Here is a 23,761-nt window from a genome sequence, read left to right as displayed (position 1 = left end):
TTCTCCTTTACTCCGTAATACAAGTTAACAAAAAAAGACCCAGGCAATGAGGCCTGGGTCTTCATGTTTGTCCTGAATCCTATCTGTACAATCATTTCAGTTGCTGATTAACGGATGTTATTTAAACGCCGGGATTGCAATATCTGCATACTTCTCTTCAAAGAAGGCTTTCACTTCTGGACCAGCCATACGCTTCGCCAGCTTCTGAATGGCTTCCGAATCCTTGTTATCTTCCCGGGCAACCAAGGTAATGGCAAAATGGGAATCATCCTTCTCAGTGAACAGCGCATCCTTCTTCGGTGTAAGCCCCAGCGGACTCGCATAGGCTGGAGTCATGGCAACCAGATCCGCATCATCCAACATGCGGGCTAGCATCAACAGATCCACTTCTTTGAACTTGAAGTTCTTCGTGTTTTCCGTGATGTCTGCTTGCGTAGCATTAAAATCGACGCCTTCTTTCAGCTTGATCAGGCCGTTCTGTTCCATCATCACCAGCGAACGTCCAATGTTGGACGGATCGTTTGCAATCGCTACCGTTGCACCTTCAGGCAATTCTTCAATGGATTTAACCTTTTTGGAATATGCTCCATAGATGGCATTGTAGATCGGTTGAACAGCCACCAAGTTAGCGTTATTTGCTTCATTGTACTGATTCATGTAAGGTACGTGCTGGAAGAAGTTTGCGTCTACTTCTTTGTTCGCCAGTGCAGTATTCGGTTGAACGTTATCGGAAAGTACAACAACTTCCAGATTAACACCATCTTCTTTCAGCAATGGCTTCACAATATCCAGCACATCCGTCATTGGCGGAATCAAAGTAGCTACTTTCAACGTCACTTCTTGTCCGGCTTGAGTGCCTTCCTTATTTCCTTCCGCCGCAGGTGTTTCTTCTTTTTTGCCGCATCCGGCTGCTACGATCGTCACTGCCAGCAGCATGAGTATTAGTTTTGCTTTCATCTGATATAAACCCCTTCATCATGTAATCTGTATTTTTCATGCTGTAATTCAATCTTTCTGCACTGCTTGTCCTTCTTCAGGATCTGCGATCGAGCCAGCGGGACAGTCTGCTGCCAGTAAATTGGATCATCTGTACCAGGATAATCATAATGATAATCGTAAATACCATGATCTCCGTCTCGAATCGCTGATAACCGTAACGAATCGCAAAATCACCAACACCGCCACCACCGACAATACCCATGACCGTAGAGTAAGAGATAAAGCTGATGGTTGCCGTTGTTAAGCCGAGTACAAGACTTGAGCGAGCCTCCACATACAGGAATTTCACCACAAGCTGTATGGTCGATGCACCCATGGAAGAAGCAGCTTCAACCACCCCTTTCGGGACATCAAGTAATGCCTGTTCTACCAGTCTGGCGTAATAAGCAATTGCGATGACCGAGAGCGGCACGGTTGCCGCGAGCGTCCCGATGGATGTTCCAACGATCAGACGTGTGAACGGAATCATAAATACGACTAGCAGCAGAAACGGGAAGGAACGAATGATGTTGACGAGACTTCCCAGAATCGTGAACAGAGGTCGATTCTGATAACGTTGCCCTTTTCTGAACAGATACAGCAGTGTACCCAGAGGCAACCCGATTAACACAGCCGCCGTGATGGAGATCCCCACCATGACAAACGTCTCTCCGATGGCCTGCCAAATTTCATGCTGATACTTCACAATGGACTCAGGTATCATCGTTATTGTCCTCCTGACCGCCATGAAGAGAGGTATTTCGTCCGCTCATGGATACATCTTCGCCCATCAACAATGATGTTAGAAGATCAGGCTTCGGTGCCGGTATGCTGCGTACTTCCGCTTCCGACAGCGTTTTGATGATCCGTCCCTCTTTCATCACCGATATCCGGTCGCAGAGCTTTCGGGCAACCTCCATCTCATGTGTAACGAGTACAATAGTTACCCCCAGCGTTTCATTGACATGACGCAGCACATCCAGAATTCCACTCGTGGTCTGCGGATCAAGCGAAGATGTTGGTTCATCACAGAGCAGCACATCCGGGCGGCTGGCAAGTGCTCTGGCGATGGCAACACGTTGCTTTTGCCCTCCACTTAACTGTGCAGGATACTGGTTGGCCTTATCTTCAAGTCCGACAAATCTCAATACCTCAAGTCCTCGTGCAACCCGCTCGGTCCGGGAGACGCCCGCAAGTTCCAGAGGCATGCAGACATTTCCACTTACGGTTCGATTGCTGACCAGATTGAAGTGCTGAAAAATCATGCCAATGGACCTCCGTGCCTCCCGCAGACTACTCTCACTCATCCGGGTCAGATGCTGCCCATTCACAATGACTTCGCCGTCTTCCGGCTTCTCCAATCCATTGAGCATGCGCAGAAGCGTGGATTTCCCTGCACCACTGGAGCCGATAATGCCGTGGATCTCTCCCTGGCCTACTTCTAGGGAAACCGAGCTTAGCGCCTCGAATCCCTGATCTGCACGGGAACCACGCTCGTTATAACGCTTGCTTACCCCGTATAATGAAATCATGGGAGATTCCTCCTGCGATTGATCGTACATGGTCCTTCAAGAACACATGAAGAAAGCCCGCACAGCCGATAACCGGAGCGCGAGCAATCCTGTTTATTTATAATAAATCATCATTCGACATGAAACAAGCTTTAACGTAAGATATCTGTGTCCAAATCACTTGCATCATATATACTAAACCGTCCGTTGGACGACCCAATATAGACTTCATTTCCAAGTCGATTCATGGTTCCATTCTTCGCGTCCCGATCACGATGTTCCGGGTTTCCCATCACAACGTCATGCACACGGCCGATCAAGGTGCCGTCATTTTTATCCATAACTAGGAGATCCTCACCCATCGGCAGCAAAAGCTGATCTTTAATCACCACGTAACTCCCCTGATTGGTAGGGTATCGAAGTGACAAAATCGTGTTTTGTGTATTCCAACGTGTCTCTCCTGTATCATATGCAAGGGCTGCCGGATATCCGTTTTTGATTACATATAATTGATCTTCCTCCACAAATCCACGTTCGATCTTGTCGTTCAGCGTCCAACGTTTTGTCCCGCTCTTGGCATCGTACAGGGTGGTTGTGAAATCCGAAAATTCTCCATAATGATCGCCTTTTTTGTTCTCTCGGATCAACAGCATGCCATCATTCAGCACCTCGAATCTCTGTCCTTCCCGAGCAGGGAAGTTCGCCAGCTGTGCGCCTGTGTTCAGATCAAGTAGTACCCACTGATGACCTTGTAACATCCAGCGTTCGGGCTGAGCTGGCGCAAACGGATCAAGACGTTCGACTCCGTCAAAATATGGATCATTCACAAGTTGTTCTATGGTGGATCGTTTGGATTTCAAGCTCCATATGGTTCGACCTGACTGAGGATCGGCTGCAACCAGTTGATCTTGCTCCCAATATAACACATAAGGGTCATCTGCACTCTGGTTCAACAGTTGATATCCTGTACTAAGCTTCCGCGTCCACAACGTTTTTCCGTTCACACTGTTCAGTACCGTTATTCGCCCATTACTTGAGCCTTCAGCAGCTGGTTTATCTACAATCAATACGTTCTTCGCAGCTGTGATGCCTTTCAATCTGATTTGTTTCTGTGGGGTGTACTCCCAAGTGACCTCTCCATCCTTCATCCGGAGATGGCGTATACGATCCACGTATTCTTTCTTGTCAGGGTCATAGCTTGTATAAATCGTAACTGCTTCACGGTTGGTATCTATATATGCTTGCTGCGCACCATATCCTGAATTGATCTGCCATAGTTTCTGGCCTGAATGACGATTAAGGGCGTATATGGAACCTTCGTAGTAACCCCCACTAAATCCACCGTCATCCCCTTTCATCAGGAGCACATCATCCGTCGCTGCTTGCAAAAAGGTATAGTTGATATCCCCTTGATTTGTCCATATTGGTTTCCAAGGTAGCGTTATCGGCAATGATTTGCCTGTGATTTTGGTTGTGAATTCATATTCATCCGAACGACCGAAGCTCCAATCAGACACCACATTGTTTCGATCATCTTGCGGTATATTCCAGCGTGTTCTAGCAAGTTTGCCGTTCTTATTGAATATCACCAAAAATTGGGCGTCTGCTCGCTCATATCGCCAGGTCTGTCCAATACTCATCGTATAACCGGTGTCATTCAAATTGGCTGAATTCTCTTTCCAATCCGGTTCACCGAGCCATTTTCCGACTTGTTTGGAGGTTGTTTTTTTGTTCAGCATGATATCCGTCAAATGGCGTACAGCCAAAGCCGTCTGCGATGCATCCTGTTGAAACCAACCATCCGCTACAATGGCTTGCTGCTCAACAGCCTGTGCTTTAACCCAAAGCAATGCAGGACGATAGGTGAATGATTCCTTATTCCAAACGCGCGGGGCAATCGACAAACCGTACCAATCCTTCGTCGCTGCAACAATCAACGCCTGGTCTGTGAGCGTTGGGCTTGGAGTCCAACTTGTCGTACTTCCAGGAGCCAGATACAGCTTACTTCCAGGACGAAGACTGAACGTTTGGGGAGTTACAGTCTTTAGGCTTCGACTTTCTTTGGATGCGTACCAGCCGGGAATCCAGAGTTCACCTCTGCTGTAATCCTGGAATTTGATCCATTCGCCGCGAGCGGCTTGTACTTTAATTTTCTCATTGCTGGAAGTGTAGTACTGTATTCCCATCAGATCAACGGGCACTTTGTTACCTATTACTTGGGTGTACAGGGGCATACCTGCCTCCAAATTTAAAATATCTCCCGGTTTATAAGTCGTTTTTGCTTGTGCAGATAAGGCTTGAGTTGTCGAACCGGAGCCCTGTGCTGCCCTTGTTTCCGTATTCGTATCCAGCAGCATGAACCCCGTAAGCAGCACGGCCGATATTCCAGTTACAGTGATCCATAGGTACCCCGTCTTTTGCCACTTCGACCCTGTCTTCACACTCGTTCACCTCATCTATTTGAAGTTATTTCCATTAAAGACGTTTTGAACAAGGAAAAGTTACTGTTACTCCCAAATATATTTACAAGGTACAAAATAATTACAAGTCTCACCTTACATCCACTAGCATTGAATTATAAGGGAGTGTGGTTCCCAATATATAAGCAGCCGTCAACATGATGATAAAATAACCCATAAACCATACATCCGCTCGGGAATACCCGATTTGAATGTAATAGGTCCGGCTCCCGCCTTCCTTGAATCCTTTCGCTTCCATCGCCACCGCCATACGCTGCGCACGGCGAATACTCTGAGCAAGTAGTGGAATAGCATATCGTTTCAGTATGCCGTATACATTCCAGCGGGAACCGTGCTGCCTCGTTCCCCGAATGCGGATGGCATAACGCAGCGTCTGGAATTCATCCAGCAAAATCGGAATCATACGCATAGCCGCCAGAAAGCTATAGGCATACTTGGGTGGGAGCCTCCACTGCTGCATGAGGGAATAAAAGAGACGAACAGGCTTGGTCGTCAGGCCGAATAACAATCCAGCCGCCGCCATACTTAGCGAACGAAATCCCAGATGCAACCCACGATAGAAGCTCTCTTCGGTAATATGAATCAATCCCCACTGAAACCAGGTGGTCTCGCCTTTACCAAACATGATCATACCTGTGGAAGTTGATATAAATACCAGAATGAACGGAGACGCATACAGCAATAATCTGAGCCATGGGTGACCTGTCCAGCCCAGTAATAACAGCATGACGACTGCCACATTAGCCATAACATTCAGGTTGTGAACAAGAATGACGAAGACAAATAACATTGTCAGGAAAATCATTTTCAACCCCGGATTCACCGCGTGAAGCCATGTCTCACGATGAGGAAACGAGAGCTGCATCCGTTAGCCTCCCCTCATCCACCGTCCAAATCCTGGTGCAATAACGTTTCACGATTTCCCGGTCATGTGTAACCATTACAATGGCTGTCCCTTCACGCCGCAACCGCTCCAGCTGTGATAACATGGCAAAGGTATTCCGCGCATCCTGTCCAAAGGTAGGTTCATCCAGTAACAGAATACGCTGTTCCCGTACCAGAGCTGATGCTACACTCAGCCGTCGTTTCTGTCCCGTCGACAATTGGTATGGATGCCTACCGGACAGCTCACTCAGTCCGAATTGCTCCAGCATATGATCGGTTCGGATACCTCTTTCTTCGGCAGTTAGCTTTCCGCTCAGCAAGGAAAATCCCACTTCATCCCGAACCGTATTCGTCACGAATTGGAATTCAGGATTCTGGAATACAAAGGCGATGTGATCTGCAAGCTGCTCGGTTTTTCCGGCCGATTGTCCTTCCACAACATAATGACCTGTCGTTTTTAGAATATTCATCATGGACAGCAATAACGAACTTTTACCTGCTCCGTTAGCCCCGACAATCCCCACCCAATCTCCGTGCCATACCTCGGCCTGTTCCACCTGAATGAACGGTGTTTTTCCGCGCAATCCGGTGAATTGTTGCATTTCCAGGGCTGGTTGGGGCAGCGCAGAAGCTCGCCCCTCCTTGTTATCCATACTTTCAGTTTCTGTTGCCCCATAACGAATAAACTCTCCTGTGACCAACGTCTGTGCTTTCGTCTGCCCTCGTTCTTCCCAAACCCCTGGATACCAGATTCCGTATTCCCTGAGCATATTCCGCTCATCTGTAAACACTTGATTCGCCGGGCCATCTGCCACAATATTTCCTTCAGGCGACAATACGATGATTCGGTCTACCCACTCGACAATTTCATTAATTTTATGTTCTACGATAATGAGTGTTTTGTCCTGTGCAATCTGTTTCACCGTTTCCCACACCTGAGAGGTTCCTTCATCATCCAGCAGTGCCGTTGGTTCATCCAAAAAGAGTACGTCTGGCTCCATGGCCAGAATCGAAGCCATCGCAAGACGCTGCTTCATTCCCTGAGACATGGATTGAATGAGTGTTCGATTATGTTCAAAACATAACCCGACCTGTTCCAGGTATTGATGGATAAGAGCAGGCATCTGCTCGCGTGGAATATTCCGGTTCTCTAATACAAAAGCAATCTCTTCATCCGTATATGACATACAGAACTGGGTATCCGGATCTTGAAAAACAATGCCGGGTTGCTCAGGCACCTGAATATCATCACATTTCATCGGAATCTCCACAGATCGCGGAATCAGACCGCTCAGAATTTGCAGCAAGGTTGATTTGCCAGAGCCGCTTGGTCCAAGCAACAACACTTTCTCCCCTTGACGCACAGAGAGAGACAAGCCTTGAAACACCAAGGCCTTCTCTCCCGGGAACTTGCATCTTAGATTCGTAACACCTACCACCTGCGCATTCCCCACTTCATTCATCTAGTCCAGCGCCTCATAATCCTGCTTCGACACCGGTCTAAGAGATCGTGTTACACCTGTAAGCTCCAACGCTTTGGCAAGATAATAGGCGAATACACCCGCAATCAGAATACTGCCAATGAAGCGGAAACCGATAAACAGCGTGTAGTTCCAAGCCGAGAGGGAATCAATGTACCCGTACTGATAATCCAGTACAAGTGAAGCCGCCGCTGCACCAATAGCCGCAAGGCAGGTGACGAACAGATTGCTTTTCCGATACAGAAATGCGGCGAAGAAGATCTCTGCACCCAGCCCTTGCAACAGCCCATACACCAGTGTCGACATGCCCCACTCACTTCCGAGAAAAGCACTCACCGTTGATGCCGCAACTTCAGCCAGAATGGCTACACCCGGCTTACGAATGATTACAAAGGCAAAGGTTCCCGCCATGAACCACATGCCGTAAATCATCTGCTCCGCATGAACGCCGAATGGCTTCATCAGATCATATGTAGGTCCCCATATTTTGTAGATCACCCCAAATACCACTGCAATCACAATTGTTACCAAAATATCGGTTAACTTCAATCTGTTGCTGCCTACTGCTGTTGACATGTTCTCTACTTCCTTCCTCTGTTTCCCTTGAATTATAAAATAAACAATAAAACAAACAAAAAAAGCCTCCCCGGTTCACAGGCAGGCCATACGCACAGTTTACAATTCTCACGATGCTACGCATTAGGCAGTTATAGAGAAAGAAGAAAACAAACGACACCATCCCCGTCACATCAGAAAAAATCCCGTTGCATCCAAGAAACGCTGACATTTATTATCTATCCCTTATCGCTTACCATTGCTCATCGCAAATTCATGTTCTCTACGCTGGCATTACCCAGATCAGATATACGGTCAGCAGCACAAGGCCGCTCTCTCAGCCCAACTTCATTGAGCACCCGGTTCACTTATTTCATTGCTTCTACTGTACAACACATGGGTATTTGTGACAATCCCGATAAGGAAAAATCGGTTTAACCTAGAAGAAAGAGTGATTAACTATATGTTCAATTTGTGCGGGGTATGCCTCTTCTTCAAGCTGTATTTCTTGCAGTCCATATTTAGAACTACATGACCAAAAAGGCCTCCCGAAGGATACCTTTTGGTGTATTTCCGTATCAATGGAACATTCCATGCAAGCAGGTACGCTCCGCTTTTAATATTGTGTATTCCCGGATTGACTTGTTTTGCCCGATGCAAAGCCTTTAAACAAGGTCGGTACTTTCGAGTAACGGGTATTTGTAATTTTCCCTTGCGATGTACTGCTATCCGTACGCATAATGGAATCTTTGACATTGGAAATGTCCGAGTTGTCGAGCGTCATGTTCACGGCGAAGGTTGTTCCGCCATTCTGACGCACCAGCTTGCCAATGTCGTCTGCACGGAAATTTTTAATGTTGATCGTTCCGGCTGCATTCATTTGAAATACTTTATCATAGGCCTTGTAAGCTGCCCCGCCAGTAATGTTAACTGTTCCTGCTGATTTCAGAGTCAGAGCGTCCTCGCCGACATCCTCCCAAATCACATTTGATATCGTGCAGTTACCGTAACAATGAACACCGTCAGCTGCAGGTGAACCGATAATCACATTTTTGAGTGTCGCGCCTGCCTCCAACCGAAATACCGGCTTCTGATCTTCCGCTTGAGATCCATCTCCCAGTGTGGAAGGATTGGCTACATAGGTTTGGCCTTTGCCGTCAAAAGTTTCACCCTTAGTAACAATAATCGTTGAGTTCACAACAGTAGGTGCAGCAAAAGCTGGAATTGCACCGAATAATGAAGCGACCAGACCGGCGGACAGCAACAACGTCAACATTTTTTTCATAACTTAAATCCTCCCTTATTCTAATGAATTGGCGTACAAGCATAAGCTTGTCCCCAAGGAACCTATAGAGGTGCACCTCTGGTTCGGAACCTACCCTGATCCTACCAAAAAAGGAATGTTACGATAATAATCATTAGCTTAGATATAGATACGACAGCATTATGCCTGTGTCCTCGGCATTTTTTGCACGTACTCCATTGTGTAATGTGCCGATCTCAACTTCGGGTATGCTTCTTTTACAACTTGTAATCTATGGCTATATGCTCCTTTATCGTTCTAGAAAAAAACGAAAGACCACTTCATCTGTTTCCAGACAACGTGATCTCTATTATTTTGAATCTCATTTTATTTTAAATTACGCTTTAAGCGCCAAACCGCTGACGATATCCGCACTTCCGACATAATTCCTCCACTGCTTCCCGTTTGGAGAAACCATAGAACAGATTGTTGGCTCGTTCACCATCCACAATCTCCGAGAACGATTTTTCATGAACGTTGCCCAAGTTAATCACACCCTCACCATCGAGACAGCATGGAACCACAGTTCCATCGACAAGCACGGCTGCCTGACTACGAAGCGCATGGCAGAAGCCTTTGCCGTCATCTTCCGGTGCATCCAAACTCGGCCACTGAAATTCATGATCCTGATTCAGATACACATTCGGGGCAATTTTGACACCGCTACCCGGCATCACCTTTTCCTCAATGCGGAAATCCAGATTGAACTCCCGTTCAAGAACCTCCAGCGTCTCCCGGTTTCGGTTCATCTGGGCATTCGTGAAGTTATCCTGTGTCAGATTCCAGAGTCGGAATGAAATAATGACATTGTGCTTCACTGCTTCCCGGACAAATGACAATACATTGCCCAGATAGCCCTCACGGTCTGTGGACCCTTCGTGACCATCAAAGCTGTGCAGAGAGAAGTTCATTTGACGCAGTGCCGGTTTGCCGAGCAGTTTATGTTGAGTCTTGGGCAGTAGCGTACCGTTCGTCGTAATATTGACCTTAAATCCCTTTTCATGCGCTGAATCCAGTAACAGATCAATTTTAGGATGAAGCAACGGCTCACCTTTGACATGTAAATAAATATGTTTGGTATGGGGTTTGATCTGATCCAATATATTGTTGAAGACTTCAGGGTCAATGAAATTTTTGGCACGTTTGGTCTGTGGACAGAAGCTGCATGCCAGATTACATATACTTGTGATCTCAATATATACTTTCTTGAACGTTTTCAACTCGGGGTCCCCATTCTGCTAGAGGGAGAACAGTCCCACCCTCATTTGTGATCCGGCCCATATGTGCCACCACTATTATATCGGGTTCGGGAGCCGAGGTAAATCAAACAGCATGTTAATTCCCTTTTCTCCTCGAATCCATTAACTACGTCCACCTATAGATTCTTTCAATCGAAGTATAGGATCTATTGATTGTCCGGGTTATTGTGGTTGCTGAAACGCGATGCTAGAATCTAAAGAAATTAAAACCTAGTTAAAACGTAAGAATAATAAGCTATAAAGGGAGTGTATTCATGATTACTGTTAAGGCACCCGCAGTATATGTACACGAGGCTAACATTCTTGAGCAAAGTGGTTCGCGAATTGCACAGCTTGGGCAACATGTTCTGATCATCGCCGGTGAGTCTGCATTAAAAGCCGTAAAGCCTTACCTTCTTCCTTCACTGGAGGAGCATAAGATCAAGTTCCATGTGCAATTGTTTCACGGTGAGGTTACAACAGGCCAGATTGATACTTTTACGCAACAAGCTTTCGATCTGGATGTTGATCTGATTATCGGCGTCGGTGGCGGCAGAGTACTTGATCTGTCCAAAGCGGTGGCCGAGCAAGCCCAATTGCCCATTGTAACGGTCCCAACGATTGCCGCAACCTGCGCTGCCTGGTCCGCCTTAACCGTGCTCTATGATGAACAGGGCCAATCTGCAGGATATCGTCCCCTGCGCCGTTCGCCTAATCTCGTTCTGGCTGATCCTCATATTCTGGCGAGTGCACCAAGGCGGTATTTGGCCGCAGGGATCGGTGACACGCTCGTAAAATGGCATGAGTTCGCCGTTAATCTGAGTGGTAACGCCACCAGCCTCACTCTCCGAAACAGTGTCAGCACTGCCAAGCTTGCACTCGATATTCTTGAAGCGCACGCCATCGATGTCTATGAATCCACCGATACAACCGGTAGTACGCCTCAATTCCGTGATGTTGCCGATGCCATTATTGTGCTCGCAGGCCTTGTGGGCAGCATTAGCGATGGATCACTTCATGCCGCGATTGCTCATGGGCTACATGATAGCCTCACCAAATTACCCGAAACACACGCTTCACTACATGGAGAAAAGGTAGCTTTTGGACTGTTCACCCAGTGGATTCTTGAAGGCAAAGCAGGGGATGAGCTTCATGAGCTAACCACTCTGTTACATAAGTTAAATCTGCCTATCACTCTTGCCCAACTAGGCATACAACAACAGTCTAAGGAAGCTGCTGCGCGCATTGCAGCAGGACTACAGCTGCGGGAAGGCAGTGCGGCACATCTCTCCTTCGGAGTTAGCACGGCGCAGGTAACCGAAGCCATTCTTCAGGCAGACCGTATCGGCCAAACATTCATAGAATCCAGTCAGTCCAGTGAAAGCAGTACATACACCAAGGAGGTTTCCTCCCTATGATCCGTCCAAACCGCCATTACACTCTTCCCTTAACTGCCTTTCTGAGCGCGCTTCTGTTGTTGCTGATTTCCGGCTGCTCTGCCGGAGCTGACAATCAGGACGCGGGTACAGGCTCAACACCGACAGCGGCATCAGCTGCTTCGAATAATGACGTTACTATTCGTGTTGGTCAGACCGGATGGGGCAATCTCGAATTGGGGCTAAAAGCCGCCGGACTCGATGACACCCCCTATAAAGTCACTTATAACGTATTTCAGGGAGGTAACCTGATCCTCGAAGCCATGGCTGCAAATCAATTGGACTTTGGTGTTACCAGTGAAATTCCGCCCATTTTTGCATCTCAGGCTGCCAATGGTGGAAGCTTCAAAATTATTGCGGTACAACAAGGCAGCACATTAAATCAGGAGGTCGTTGTTCCTAAAGGTTCATCGATCAAATCAGTTGCTGACCTGAAAGGCAAGAAAGTTGCTTTCGTAAAAAATACAACGGCCCACTATTTCCTGCTCAAAATACTGGAGGAAGCCGGATTAACCTGGAGTGACATCAGTCCGGTCGAACTTTCAACAGCCGATGGACTCAGCGCCCTGATTAGCGGGAAAGTGGATGCCCTTGCCAGTTACGGCAATGCCATCATCTCCGCACATCTGAATGAAGCAACAACGCTCGCCAGCGCCAAAGATATCCTCTCAGGCAGCTTCCTTGTAGCCGCCTCCGATCAGGCTATTGCAAATGCGGAACAGAAAGAGGTCCTTGCCGATTATCTGGAGCGAATCAACAAATTCAATGATTGGGCTCGTGCCAATAAGGATGCGTGGGCTCAAATTACAGCAGACAACACCCACCAGCCGGTGGAACAAGCCCTTAAAACCTACACGGATGGAGAAGCACAACGCCCATCACGTATTGTTGCCATTTCTGACGAGGCCATCAAGTCCGAACAGGACGTAGCGGATACGTTTCAGCAAGCGGGAATTTTTGAGCAGGCAGTCGATGTGAGCACATTCTGGAGTGATGAACTTCAAGATCAACTTCCAGCTCCAGGTAGCCAATAACGAAGGAAGCAAGGAGGTAGGCATAACGTGCGGTCCAACACCTTTAACCGGGCATGGTTTAACCAATTCATTCCTTTTGTTGTCCCACTACTCATTCTGGCTTTGTGGCAATGGCTTACTGCATCTGGAGTTGTTGCAGCCAATATTTTGCCCCGTCCCGCTCAGGTACTGGAGGCCTTCATTCGTTTGCTTCGAAACGGTGAGTTATTGAACAATATCAGTATCAGCGCCAGGCGGGCTTTGGGAGGATTTCTCATTGGTGGGGGTCTGGGCTTCCTGCTGGGTGTGCTGAATGGCATCTCCTCCCTTGCGGAAAAGATCGCCGACTCCTCGGTGCAGATGATCCGCAACATTCCGCATCTGTCCTTGATCCCCCTCGTTATTGTGTGGTTCGGGATCGGTGAAGAAGCAAAATTATTCCTCGTTTCCCTAGGTGTATTCTTTCCGGTATATCTGAATACGTTTCACGGCATACGATCGGTCGATCCCGGTCTGATTGAAATGGGCAAAGTATATGGCCTCAGCCGTTGGTCCCTTTATAAGGACATTATCCTGCCTGGTGCACTGCCTTCCATTCTGGTGGGCATTCGTTATGCACTTGGCATTATGTGGCTGACACTTATCGTAGCCGAGACGGTTGCGGCGGATGCGGGGATTGGGTACATGGCGATGAACGCGCGGGAATTCATGCAGATGGACGTAATCGTCTTAAGCATTCTGCTATATGCCCTGCTGGGCAAGCTGTCCGATACCATCGCCAAATGGCTGGAAAGGCGCTGGCTGCGCTGGAACCCGGCTCTATCCCGCAAGTAAAGCAAAGGAGTGTGAATTAATCCATGAGCACAAGTCAGATCAGTCCTTTTCTTCAAGTAGATGGGGTTCAGAAATCGTATGATCAGCGGACGATTCTATCCGACATCAACGTCAATGTAAGACAAGGGGAATTTGTAGCCATCGTTGGACGAAGCGGCTGTGGCAAAAGTACTTTGCTGCGTCTGATCGCCGGGCTGGAACCCCCCTCTTCCGGGAGCATTATGCTGGGCAACAGAAAGCTTGGCAGTACAGCACCCGAGACACGATTTCTGTTTCAGGAAGCCCGGCTGCTGCCTTGGAAATCCGTGCTCGACAATGTACGACTGGGCATCCCCGACAAGAACAAGGAAGATGCACGCCAGTCGCTTCGCAATGTAGGACTTGGAGAGCGTGAAGGTGACTGGCCGGGGGTATTATCTGGCGGACAAAAACAACGTGTCGCCTTGGCACGGGCACTCGCAAGTCATCCACGCTTACTGCTGCTGGATGAACCGCTGGGTGCACTGGATGCATTAACCCAAATTGAGATGCAGCAATTAATCGAACGCTTGTGGGTAGAAGAAGGCCTGACCGTCATTCTGGTCACTCATGATGTCAGTGAGGCGGTTGCGCTGGCAGACAGGGTGCTGTTAATCGAAGATGGTCATATAACGATGGATACCCGAATTACGCTGGAGCGGCCACGCGTTCGGGATAGCGGGTTTGCTCATTTTGAAAACCTGATTCTGAATCGGTTGCTGACTCCTCAACAAGAGACAGCACAGCAGATTGCCCAGAAACAGATATCATTCTCGATCTAATTCCACTGGAAAGAAGGCATGATTATGCAATCCCTTTCACCCGTACCCTCTCCTCCTGTTAAAGACCTGTTAAATCAAATTCCGGCTTATACGCCTGCCAAATCCATGGAACAAATCCGGCGGGAGCTGGGACTGGAAAGTGTGGATCGACTTGCAGCGAACGAGAATCCGTTTGGTTCTTCTCCCCTGGCTGCGGATGCAGTCAGATCGCTGGGTTCCGATCTTTTGGCTCAATACCCCGACGGCTCCAGCCAATTGCTGCGTGACAAACTTGCGGAGCGACTGGGTGTGCGTACCTCCCAACTGGTATTTGGCAGTGGATCATTCGAACTCCTAACCCTTACCGCCCAAGCCTATCTTAATCCCGGCGAGGAATCACTCATTCCGGTGCCCTCCTTTAACTGGTATAAGGGCGCTACGCTGCTGGCAGGCGGGGTCATTCATGAAGTGCCTTTGGTCAACCATTCACTGGACCTGGAGCAATTCCGGCAACGGATCAATGCTTCTACCCGAATCATCTGGCTGTGCAATCCGAATAATCCGACCGGAACCATTTTCACGGCAGATGCCTTACTTGGTTTACTCGAACATGTTCCCTCCCATGTTGTGGTTGTCCTGGACGAAGCGTATTATGAATTTGCGGAAAGTGAAGATTACCCTGATACGGTTAAGCTGCTGGAGCAGTACAATAATCTGATTATTTTGCGGACCTTCTCCAAAATATATGGACTTGCCGGCCTGCGAATTGGATATGGCATCGGGAATGAAAGCATCATTGAAGGCATTAACCGGGTCAAGCTGCCCATCAGTCTGACAGCCACTTCCCAAACCGCTGCTTCGGCCAGCCTGGATGATCATGAATTTGTCTCTCATTGCCTGCACTACAATCGTCAGGGACGGGAAACTTTAATTCAGTCCTTTGATCAGTGGAAATTACCCTACATCCCTTCCGAAACGAATTTCATCATGGTTGATCTGTTACAGGATAGTGGCCCGATTACCAAAGAATTGTTGAACAGAGGCATCTCTGTCCGCGGCGGTGCCGAATTCGGTATGCCTACCTGGCTTCGGATTACGATTGGTACACCTGCGCAGATTGTCCGTCTGATCGGTGAGCTTGATTCACTGTTACATTCAAACGATTAGAATAGGTTACTTTCTCAAGTCACATTACGCACACTTCTTTTAAGCCGCCCTCTTTACATTCCACTTGCATGTGATATATGCTGAACACACAACTGCATATCTTAAACATTGCACTAGGGGAGCCTTGCGGCTGAGACGAATCGAACGATTCGGACCCTTTGAACCTGATCTGGATCATACCAGCGGAGGGAAGTGGAGCGGCCTCTCAGTAAGCGGATTTTTTCATGTTGATGATGAAATTTAATGTGAATTGAACTTACAGACCCACTCATTTCTCCGGAAATGGGTGGGTCTTTTTCGCGTTCTGCGAGCAGATCAGAAGGTGTAATTAAAGATCCCGCGGTTTGAAGTTGAATTATGAATAACAAGGGGGGACGGAACGAGATGGATAACGATATAACCATTCACAACATGAGCTACGCTTTCCCGGGAAAAAGGGATTCCCCCGTGCTCTCCAATGTGTCGATGCGTGTAGCCAAAGGCGAATTTGTCTCGCTCATCGGTTCCAGCGGCTCCGGTAAAAGTACCCTTTTCAAGCTGCTGGCAGGCTTGCTTGAGCCAACACACGGAACCATTGAAATTCCTTGGGTTCAAGAAGGAAAGCGACTGGGGCAGGTGGCCTACATGCCACAAAAGGACCTCCTGTTACCCTGGAGAACCGTCATGGAAAATTGCATGCTCCCCTCTGAACTTGCTGCAGGTCGGCAGGATAAGGTAAGGATTCGAGCAGATATCCTGGCTGGCCTCGACAGATTTGGCTTATCCGGCCACGCGCATGCTTACCCGGACGAGCTGTCAGGTGGCATGCGCCAGCGTGTCGCGCTGCTTCGTACTTTGCTGACAGGTGGCCAACTCATGCTGCTGGATGAACCATTCGGCGCACTCGATGCCCTGACCAAACGGGAGATGCATCGCTGGCTGCTGGAGCTATGGGAAGGCCTTGGCAAAACCGTGTTGTTCATCACACATGACATTGAAGAAGCCCTGCTGCTCAGTGATCGGATTATCCTGTTAACTCCGGGGGGCCAAGGTCAACAGCTGCAGGATCTGACGGTACCTTTGCCACGTCCAAGACATTCGGACATGATCTACGAACCGGCTCTCGTCCAGATGAGACGACTACTGGAGGAACAATTGCATGCGAGACGGTAACTTGAGAGACAGCATGAAGGATAGCGTAAGAGGTTGGCTTGCCCGTTATGGTCTGTTTCTTTTGCTCATGATCTTGCTGCTTGTCATCTGGGAGTGGATTGTGCGTATGGGATGGGTGCCTTCCTTCATCATTCCAGCCCCGACGGCGATTGCCAGTTCGCTGTATGAATATCGCCGCCTCCTGTTGGCTACACATCTGCCCGCTACCTTGATGGAGGTTATCGTTGGTTTTGGCTTGTCCATTGGTGCCGGAATTGTATTTGCAACTGGTATGCATATGAATCGGTCGATTGAAAAAGCGTTATATCCCTTCATCGTGATCAGTCAGACGATCCCACTGATTGCCCTGTCCCCCGTCTTCATCCTTTGGTTTGGCTACACCTTGTGGAGTAAAGTCGCGGTGGTATTCTTGATCGCATTTTTCCCAATTGTGGTGAGCACCTACGATGGCCTGCGCCAAGGTGATCCGGAGCAGCGTGAACTGCTGCTGACGATGGGGGCCAGCAAGTGGGATATTTTTCGCAAACTCCAGATTCCACTTGCCCTTCCCTCCTTCTTTTCGGGACTGAAAATGTCTGTGGTGTATTGTGTGGTCGGTGCAACGATCGGGGAATGGCTTGGCGGAAGCAAGGGTCTTGGTTATTTCAGCCGCAGAATGTCGAGCAATATGAACACGGATGCGATGTTCGCCGCCATTGTGCTGTTATCCCTGCTCGGTATCGCCCTGTTTGTACTCATTGCATGGATGGAGAGAAGATTCGGTACACCACGTCATGCAGGTAGAAGAAAAACTGGATAACTTTCGGATTTCAAAAACAGAAAACAAGGAAACGAGGAACTTTACGTTATGAATAAAAAGCATATATATTCCCTGATCCCCATTCTGCTCATAACCCTGTTGCTGATCATCAGCGGATGCGGAAATACGGGTACCACTACGCCTGCCACAGATTCAACTTCCAATGCAAAAGATACAGAATCATCTTCGGCCGAAAGGTTATCGGAATCCAAAGACAAGCTGTCCATCATGCTCGATTGGTACCCGAATGCAGTGCATTCCTTCATCTATGTTGCTCAGGAGAATGGTTACTTCGCGGATCAAGGTCTGGATGTCGATATCCAGATGCCTGCCGATACGAATGATGCACTCAAACTTGTTGCCGCCGGGAAAATCGATCTTGCACTAAGCTACCAGCCGCAAATTTTGCTCGCGCGTGGGGAGAACATTCCTGTACGTTCGATTGCAGCCGTCGTTCGTCATCCGCTCGTGCATCTGTTGACTGAAGCTGAAGGTAAAGTGAAGTCGCCAAAAGATCTTGAAGGGAGGACGGTCGGCTATTCCTCAATCCCTCTGTATGAAGCGATGGTGCGTACCATGATCAGCCAGGATGGCGGTAATCCCGATAAGATGAATCTGGTCGATGTAGGATTTGACCTGATCCCTTCCCTGGCCTCCGGACAGGCAGATGCCATTATGGGTGGTTTTATTAACCATGAACAATTGATTCTGGAAAAAGAAGGCCACGCCATGAAATCGATCAATCCCGTCGATTACGGCGTACCTGATTATTATGAACTGGTCCTCACTGCAAGTGATGCGGGCATTGAAGCGAAAAAAGATCAGCTTACCCGCCTCATCAAAGCGATGCAGGAAGGACAGAAATATGTGACAGAGCACCCCGAGGACGCACTGAACATTCTGCTTGCGCATGAGAACGAAACATCTCCACTTGACCCGGAGATCGAAACCAAAAGTCTGAATATTTTACTGCCACTGATGAATGAAAAAGGTCAGCCGTTTGGCAGGCAGGACGCCTCTTCTTGGGAAAACGTACGCGCATGGTTGGTTCAAAGTGAACTGATTCCGGATTCCGTGAAGGCTGAGGATGCTTTTATCAACTTGCAGGGTGAGTAAGTAAGGAAAATCGGTTGTTGGACGAGATCAAGGGAAATTTGAAAGTTGTCATTGCTTATTTATAAGGAGGAACTCATATGTCTTATCTGGAACGTGTTCGTACGCAAAATCCACTCGTTCATAACATTACTAATATTGTCGTCGCTCCGTTTACGGCCAACGGTTTGCTCGCACTAGGTGCATCTCCCTTTATGGCCTATGCGCATGAAGAAGTCGCTGATGTTGCCAAGATGTCGGGAGCGGTTGTACTGAACATTGGCACTCTGGACGAAAAGGTGGTTAAGGCGATCCGTTTGGCTGGTCAATCAGCTAATTCAAATAACGTACCTGTTGTACTCGATCCGGTTGGAGCCGGCGCAACCGCCTATCGTACGGAAACCGTTCAGATGCTCGTTCGTGAGCTTCGCCTCACGGTGTTGCGGGGCAATGTGGCAGAAGTCGCCAATGTCATCGGCGAGCGTTGGAGCATCAAAGGTGTAGATGCAGGTCACGGCGAAGGGGATCGAATCGGAATAGCGGAACGGGCAGCACAAAAACTCGGCTGTGTGGTCGTCATTACCGGAAGAGAGGATGTCATTACGGATGGGCAAACGACATTCCTGACGAGTAATGGACATGCCTTGCTTACCCAAGTGACTGGTGCAGGCTGCTTACTCAGCTCTGTGATTGGTGCTTTTGCAGCCATAGCGAAACCGGGAGACGACTTGCTGGGCAGTGTTGTGGAGGCACTCGCTTTCTATGGCGTTGCAGCAGAGATTGCGGCGGAACGTACCGCTGACCTGGGACCGGGCAGCTTCCAGATCGAACTGCTGAATCAACTGGCCCAAGTGACACCTGACGTTCTTGCACAGCGGGCACAGGTTCGCCAGTTTAATGGAGGTGCGTAATGAGTATTGCGCAGGCTTTGACGATTGCTGGTTCCGATAATGGTGGCGGCGCCGGAATTCAAGCTGATCTGAAGACCTTTCAGGAGCTTGGTGTGTACGGCATGACTATAATTACAGCTATCGCTGCCCAAAATACAACAGGTGTGCAGGGCGTCTTCCCTATTTCATATGAAGGTATTGCTCAACAGTTGGATTCGACCGGTGATGATTTTCAGCCTACAGCCGTGAAAACGGGCATGCTCTATAGTGCTGAGATAATTAAACTGGTTGCCGAGAAATGGCAGCAATATGGATGGTCCAATTTGGTCATCGATCCGGTTATGGTTGCCAAAGGTGGCGCTCCCCTGCTACAGCAGGAGGCCGTTCAAGCGTTAATTACAGAGCTGCTGCCTCATGCACTGATCACGACACCGAACATTCCGGAAGCAGAGCTTCTTACTGGAATGTCCATTTTGAATTTGAGTCAGCGCGAAGAAGCCGCAAGACGAATCGTGCAGATGGGCTCCACGTATGCTTTGGTAAAAGGCGGTCATGATGAGGGAAGTGGCATGATTGTCGATGTGCTTTATGATGGGCAATCTTTTCACTATCTGGAGAACGTTCGGGTAGTGACAAGGCATACCCATGGAACGGGATGTACGTATTCTGCAGCCATTACTGCCGAATTGGCGAAGGGCTCAACTGTACTGGCTGCCGTCACCACCGCGCGAGCATTCATTCAGGCAGCCATCGAAGATGAGCTGGGGATTGGGGCCGGACATGGGCCGACGAATCATTTTGCGTATCAGCGCAGACAGCGGGGTGAGCAGTGATGCGCCATCTGGATGCAGAAGCGATACGGCATGCGATGCAGGTGTATTTGGTAATGGGCAGCGTGAATACGACGCTTGACCCGGTGGAGGTGCTACGCCAAGCCATCGCTGGCGGCATTACGCTGTTCCAGTTCCGGGAAAAAGGAACTGGCGCTCTAGTTGGCGAAGCACGCATTACGCTTGCGATGCGGCTTCGCGAGGTGTGCAGCCAGCACGGGATACCGTTCATCGTGAACGATGATGTGGAGCTGGCTGTGGCGGTGGAGGCCGATGGCATACATGTCGGCCAGGATGATGCGGACGCGGCGCTGGTACGCGCCCGCATCGGAGAAGGGCGGATGCTTGGCGTATCCGCCCACTCCGCGCTGGAAGCCCGCCGTGCAGTGCAGGCGGGCGCCGACTATCTTGGCGTCGGGCCAATGTACCCGACGCGGTCCAAAGCGGATGCCCATGCTGTGCTGGGCCCCGCTGGGGTAGCCGAACTGCGCGCCGCAGGCATCGCAGTTCCGGTGGTGGGTATCGGCGGCATTACGCCCGATACCACGGCCGCCGTGATGGCGGCAGGAGCCGACGGCGTAGCCGTCATCTCCGCCATCGCTGGCGCGGCCGATGTGCGCGCAGCGGCTGCGCAGTTCGCTGCGTCGGTGCGCGGGATGCAGGCGTAGCCATGCGCTCCCTGCACCGCCAGCCCATGTGCTGCACCAGATAGATGGTGCAGCACATTCTCAAGATGCAGCTTCGGTGCCTGCATCTTATTTTATTATTTTCACTAGTTGACTCTCACGTAACGTGACGCTGTACAATCGGTGGTGTAAGGAGGTTTCCATCATGGCCATGAAAGTAAAAGAAGTGGCCGAACTTGTCGGGATCAGTGTGCGCACACTGCATCACTATGATGAGATCGGACTGTTAACACCGGACGAAGTGACTTCTGCCGGATATCGACTGTATTCAGATGCCAATCTGGAAATGCTTCAGCAGATTTTATTTTTTAAAGAACTCGATTTCTCTCTGAAAGATATCAAGGAGATTATAAACAATCCATCTTTCGATCGAAAAGAAGCCCTGAATATGCATCGCCGTATTTTGCTGGAGAAACGCCAGCGGTTGGACCAAATGATCGCCACCATTGATAAATCAGTTCAACACGTGAGAGGAGAAATTAAGATGACAGCCAAAGAACAATTTGAAGGGTTTAATTTCAGTCATAATCCGTATGAGCAGGAAGCGCGGGACCGTTGGGGAGACCAAGCGGTGGATCAGGCTAACCAAAAGATTCAGAACCAGTCTCCTGGGGAGCAAAAAGCTCTATCCGATCAAATGAATTCAATCTACACCCGTCTTGCAGCAATTCGTCACACGGACCCAAACTCTGCCGAAGCTCAAGCCGGAATCTCGGAATGGTACAGCTATCTGAACAACATAGGCAATTATTCTCCTGAAGTCTTCAGAGGGTTGGGCCAAATGTACGTGGACGACGAACGTTTCACACGTAATATTGATCAATTCGGTGAAGGCTTGGCTGTATTTATGAGGGATGCCATGGCTGTGTTTGCTGACCAAAACAGCTAATCAGGCGTTAAGTTAGATACCATTTTGTATCATCCAACGTCAACTGCCATTAAGTGTTCATATGCTTTCTTAAGCTATTAGGACATCACTCGAACCCACCTATTGCTATATGCATACTCCTTTTATTCAACAAATTTCTACTATCTTATAATCATTAAAATAGATTCTGTGCCCATGCTTTTATCTCAAAATAACGCAAAAAATCCCCTCTATTAGCCTTGAATTGGCAGAGAGGGGATCTCATTTTAACCTATGAATAACATACTTAGATAAATTAATGTTTATAATTGCGTCGCGTTGGAAGGATTAATGACAGCAGCAATCTGCGCCAAAATGGCATCCACCGATGCTGGATCATTCACATCGTACTCATCGATGTTCAAACGCAGTACCGGACAGGCAGTAAATTGATTAATCCATACCGAATAGCGCTCATACATATGTTCCCAGTAGGAACGGTCGGTCTGAATCTCCATCTCCCTTCCGCGTTCCGTAATCCGATTTAGAATGGATGGCAGGCTGCCTTCCAGGTAAATCAGTACGTCCGGATGAGGGAAATACGGTGTCATCACCATAGCTTCAAACAAACTGCTGTACGTCTCGAAATCCGTAGCCGACATTGTGCCCTGATCCGCATGCATTTGCGCAAAGATACCTGTATCTTCATAGATGGAACGATCCTGTACAAATCCACCGCCCAGTTCAAAGATTTTCTTCTGTTCCTTGAAACGCTCTGCCAGGAAATAAATCTGCAAATGGAAGCTCCAGCGTTCAAAGTCATGATAGAACTTCTCCAGATATGGATTGTGGTCGACTTGCTCGAGCGAAGTCTTGAAACTCAAACGCTCTGCCAGTGCCGCTGTTAGAGTGGATTTGCCCACCCCAACGGTACCTGCTACCGTAATTAATGCATTGGCCGGAATGCCATAGTTGTTCATGTGATATACTCCTTTACCTGATTAACAATCTGTTTGAAATGTTCGGGATGTTCTACAAAATCGAGCTGCTCCGCATTGACCTTAATGATCATCGGTGGATTCGGGCTGCTAGCCAGGTAATCCATGCCTGTTTTATAATCTGCAATTAACTGCTCCATATAAGCCGGGTCCATATCCTGCTCAAAAGACCGACCACGTTTGTTGATACGGTTCATCAATGTATCGAGTTCAGCCTCAATATAGAGCACCAGATTGGGTTTCGGCAGATCATCCGTTAAGAGATGATAGATTTGACGGTATTTGTCCCGTTTCGTTCCCTTTAAGGTACGATCCGCAAAAATCATATTTTTATAGATATGATAGTCCGAAATGACGGGTGTATTCTTCTTAATATAGTGCACGCCTGTATCTTCCAGTTGCTTGAACCGGTTACACAGAAAAAACATTTCAAGCTGGAAGCTCCACTCATCTATATCCTGATAGAAGGAAGCCAAAAAGGGATTCTCTTCTACAATTTCCTTGACCAGCGGAAGGTTCAATTCCTGAGAAAGCATCGTTGCTAACGTTGTTTTCCCCGCACCAATCGGACCCTCCACGGCAATAAACGGGGCTGATTTCATCGTGATTCAGTTCCTCCTCGTACTCATGCGTGTTTCCGTTTCTATATAGACCCCACCTATTGTATCACAGCTTGGATGATGGGAAGGCCAGTATTTTATGTATAAAATGAGTTTTATCTCTAAGACGAAGATATATAAAACAGTCTACAGTAGTTATATTCATTCCCCAAATCATAATAACAGAAAAAGACACGATCGCTTATGT

23 protein-coding genes and 1 riboswitch are annotated in these 23,761 nt (G+C 48.4%); of the genes, 12 read left to right on the top strand and 11 right to left on the bottom strand.

Annotated elements, in window-relative coordinates; all coding sequences use genetic code 11:
* Positions 1-117: 117 nt before the first annotated feature.
* The 9 genes from AC3ITG_RS04595 to AC3ITG_RS04555 all read right to left on the bottom strand — a co-directional run bounded on the left by AC3ITG_RS04595 (position 118) and on the right by AC3ITG_RS04555 (position 10,413).
* Positions 118-957, bottom strand: coding sequence for a MetQ/NlpA family ABC transporter substrate-binding protein (locus AC3ITG_RS04595; protein WP_489252948.1), 840 nt, complete (start codon positions 955-957; stop codon positions 118-120).
* A 76-nt stretch (positions 958-1,033) separates the two neighbouring features.
* Complete coding sequence (locus AC3ITG_RS04590) at positions 1,034-1,702, bottom strand: methionine ABC transporter permease (protein WP_413375450.1); 669 nt, start codon at positions 1,700-1,702, stop codon at positions 1,034-1,036.
* The gene (locus AC3ITG_RS04585; RefSeq protein ID WP_413375448.1) at positions 1,692-2,510 is read right to left on the bottom strand and encodes a methionine ABC transporter ATP-binding protein; all 819 of its coding nucleotides are present in this window, start codon (positions 2,508-2,510) and stop codon (positions 1,692-1,694) included. The genes AC3ITG_RS04590 and AC3ITG_RS04585 overlap by 11 nt, the downstream gene beginning before the upstream one ends.
* A gap of 131 nt (positions 2,511-2,641) precedes the next feature.
* Positions 2,642-4,930, bottom strand: a complete 2,289-nt coding sequence (locus AC3ITG_RS04580) for an outer membrane protein assembly factor BamB family protein (RefSeq protein ID WP_489252947.1) — start codon at positions 4,928-4,930, stop codon at positions 2,642-2,644.
* 109 nt (positions 4,931-5,039) lie between these two features.
* Positions 5,040-5,834, bottom strand: coding sequence for an energy-coupling factor transporter transmembrane component T family protein (locus AC3ITG_RS04575; RefSeq protein ID WP_489252946.1), 795 nt, complete (start codon positions 5,832-5,834; stop codon positions 5,040-5,042).
* Positions 5,809-7,317 carry an ABC transporter ATP-binding protein gene (locus tag AC3ITG_RS04570; protein ID WP_489252945.1) on the bottom strand — a complete coding sequence of 503 codons (1,509 nt, stop codon included), beginning with the start codon at positions 7,315-7,317 and terminating at the stop codon, positions 5,809-5,811. Before AC3ITG_RS04570 ends, AC3ITG_RS04575 begins: the two co-directional genes overlap by 26 nt.
* On the bottom strand, positions 7,318-7,911 hold the full coding sequence (locus AC3ITG_RS04565; RefSeq protein WP_053784146.1) for an ECF transporter S component: 594 nt from the start codon (positions 7,909-7,911) through the stop codon (positions 7,318-7,320).
* Positions 7,912-8,506: 595 nt separating this feature from the next.
* On the bottom strand, positions 8,507-9,175 hold the full coding sequence (locus AC3ITG_RS04560; RefSeq protein WP_489252944.1) for a pectate lyase: 669 nt from the start codon (positions 9,173-9,175) through the stop codon (positions 8,507-8,509).
* 362 nt (positions 9,176-9,537) lie between these two features.
* The gene (locus tag AC3ITG_RS04555; RefSeq protein WP_413375436.1) at positions 9,538-10,413 is read right to left on the bottom strand and encodes a radical SAM/SPASM domain-containing protein; all 876 of its coding nucleotides are present in this window, start codon (positions 10,411-10,413) and stop codon (positions 9,538-9,540) included.
* A gap of 293 nt (positions 10,414-10,706) precedes the next feature.
* Between AC3ITG_RS04555 and AC3ITG_RS04550 the strand changes: the two genes are divergently transcribed.
* The 12 genes from AC3ITG_RS04550 to AC3ITG_RS04495 all read left to right on the top strand — a co-directional run bounded on the left by AC3ITG_RS04550 (position 10,707) and on the right by AC3ITG_RS04495 (position 21,998).
* Positions 10,707-11,849 (top strand): iron-containing alcohol dehydrogenase family protein, encoded by a 1,143-nt coding sequence (locus AC3ITG_RS04550; protein ID WP_489252943.1) that lies wholly within the window; start codon positions 10,707-10,709, stop codon positions 11,847-11,849.
* Positions 11,846-12,901, top strand: a complete 1,056-nt coding sequence (locus tag AC3ITG_RS04545; protein WP_413375432.1) for an ABC transporter substrate-binding protein — start codon at positions 11,846-11,848, stop codon at positions 12,899-12,901. The genes AC3ITG_RS04550 and AC3ITG_RS04545 overlap by 4 nt, the downstream gene beginning before the upstream one ends.
* Before the next feature lie 27 nt (positions 12,902-12,928).
* Positions 12,929-13,714 carry an ABC transporter permease subunit gene (locus AC3ITG_RS04540; protein WP_379449086.1) on the top strand — a complete coding sequence of 262 codons (786 nt, stop codon included), beginning with the start codon at positions 12,929-12,931 and terminating at the stop codon, positions 13,712-13,714.
* Positions 13,715-13,737: 23 nt separating this feature from the next.
* On the top strand, positions 13,738-14,514 hold the full coding sequence (locus tag AC3ITG_RS04535; RefSeq protein ID WP_489252942.1) for an ATP-binding cassette domain-containing protein: 777 nt from the start codon (positions 13,738-13,740) through the stop codon (positions 14,512-14,514).
* A 24-nt stretch (positions 14,515-14,538) separates the two neighbouring features.
* Positions 14,539-15,660, top strand: coding sequence for a histidinol-phosphate transaminase (gene hisC, locus AC3ITG_RS04530; protein WP_489252941.1), 1,122 nt, complete (start codon positions 14,539-14,541; stop codon positions 15,658-15,660).
* 105 nt (positions 15,661-15,765) lie between these two features.
* Positions 15,766-15,868: riboswitch (TPP riboswitch) on the top strand.
* 176 nt (positions 15,869-16,044) lie between these two features.
* Entirely contained in the window at positions 16,045-16,812 is a 768-nt protein-coding gene (locus tag AC3ITG_RS04525) for an ABC transporter ATP-binding protein (protein ID WP_413375425.1), read from the top strand.
* Positions 16,799-17,611, top strand: a complete 813-nt coding sequence (locus tag AC3ITG_RS04520) for an ABC transporter permease (protein WP_413375423.1) — start codon at positions 16,799-16,801, stop codon at positions 17,609-17,611. Before AC3ITG_RS04525 ends, AC3ITG_RS04520 begins: the two co-directional genes overlap by 14 nt.
* Before the next feature lie 48 nt (positions 17,612-17,659).
* The gene (locus AC3ITG_RS04515; RefSeq protein ID WP_489252940.1) at positions 17,660-18,727 is read left to right on the top strand and encodes an ABC transporter substrate-binding protein; all 1,068 of its coding nucleotides are present in this window, start codon (positions 17,660-17,662) and stop codon (positions 18,725-18,727) included.
* A 77-nt stretch (positions 18,728-18,804) separates the two neighbouring features.
* A complete protein-coding gene (gene thiM / locus AC3ITG_RS04510; RefSeq protein ID WP_489252939.1) occupies positions 18,805-19,614 on the top strand; it encodes a hydroxyethylthiazole kinase in 810 nt (269 codons plus the stop codon).
* Positions 19,614-20,426, top strand: coding sequence for a bifunctional hydroxymethylpyrimidine kinase/phosphomethylpyrimidine kinase (gene thiD / locus AC3ITG_RS04505; RefSeq protein ID WP_489252938.1), 813 nt, complete (start codon positions 19,614-19,616; stop codon positions 20,424-20,426). The genes thiM and thiD overlap by 1 nt, the downstream gene beginning before the upstream one ends.
* Entirely contained in the window at positions 20,426-21,091 is a 666-nt protein-coding gene (thiE, locus tag AC3ITG_RS04500; protein ID WP_489252937.1) for a thiamine phosphate synthase, read from the top strand. Before thiD ends, thiE begins: the two co-directional genes overlap by 1 nt.
* A 163-nt stretch (positions 21,092-21,254) precedes the next feature.
* Positions 21,255-21,998, top strand: a complete 744-nt coding sequence (locus AC3ITG_RS04495; RefSeq protein WP_489252936.1) for a MerR family transcriptional regulator — start codon at positions 21,255-21,257, stop codon at positions 21,996-21,998.
* 281 nt (positions 21,999-22,279) lie between these two features.
* Here the strand turns inward: AC3ITG_RS04495 and AC3ITG_RS04490 are convergent, their stop codons facing one another.
* A complete protein-coding gene (locus AC3ITG_RS04490; protein ID WP_489252935.1) occupies positions 22,280-22,936 on the bottom strand; it encodes a deoxynucleoside kinase in 657 nt (218 codons plus the stop codon).
* Positions 22,933-23,556 (bottom strand): deoxynucleoside kinase, encoded by a 624-nt coding sequence (locus AC3ITG_RS04485; protein WP_413375410.1) that lies wholly within the window; start codon positions 23,554-23,556, stop codon positions 22,933-22,935. Before AC3ITG_RS04485 ends, AC3ITG_RS04490 begins: the two co-directional genes overlap by 4 nt.
* Positions 23,557-23,761: the final 205 nt, after the last annotated feature.

This window comes from Paenibacillus sp. GL_099_B, assembly GCF_057835695.1.
This window is presented reverse-complemented; position numbering and strand designations above follow the sequence as displayed.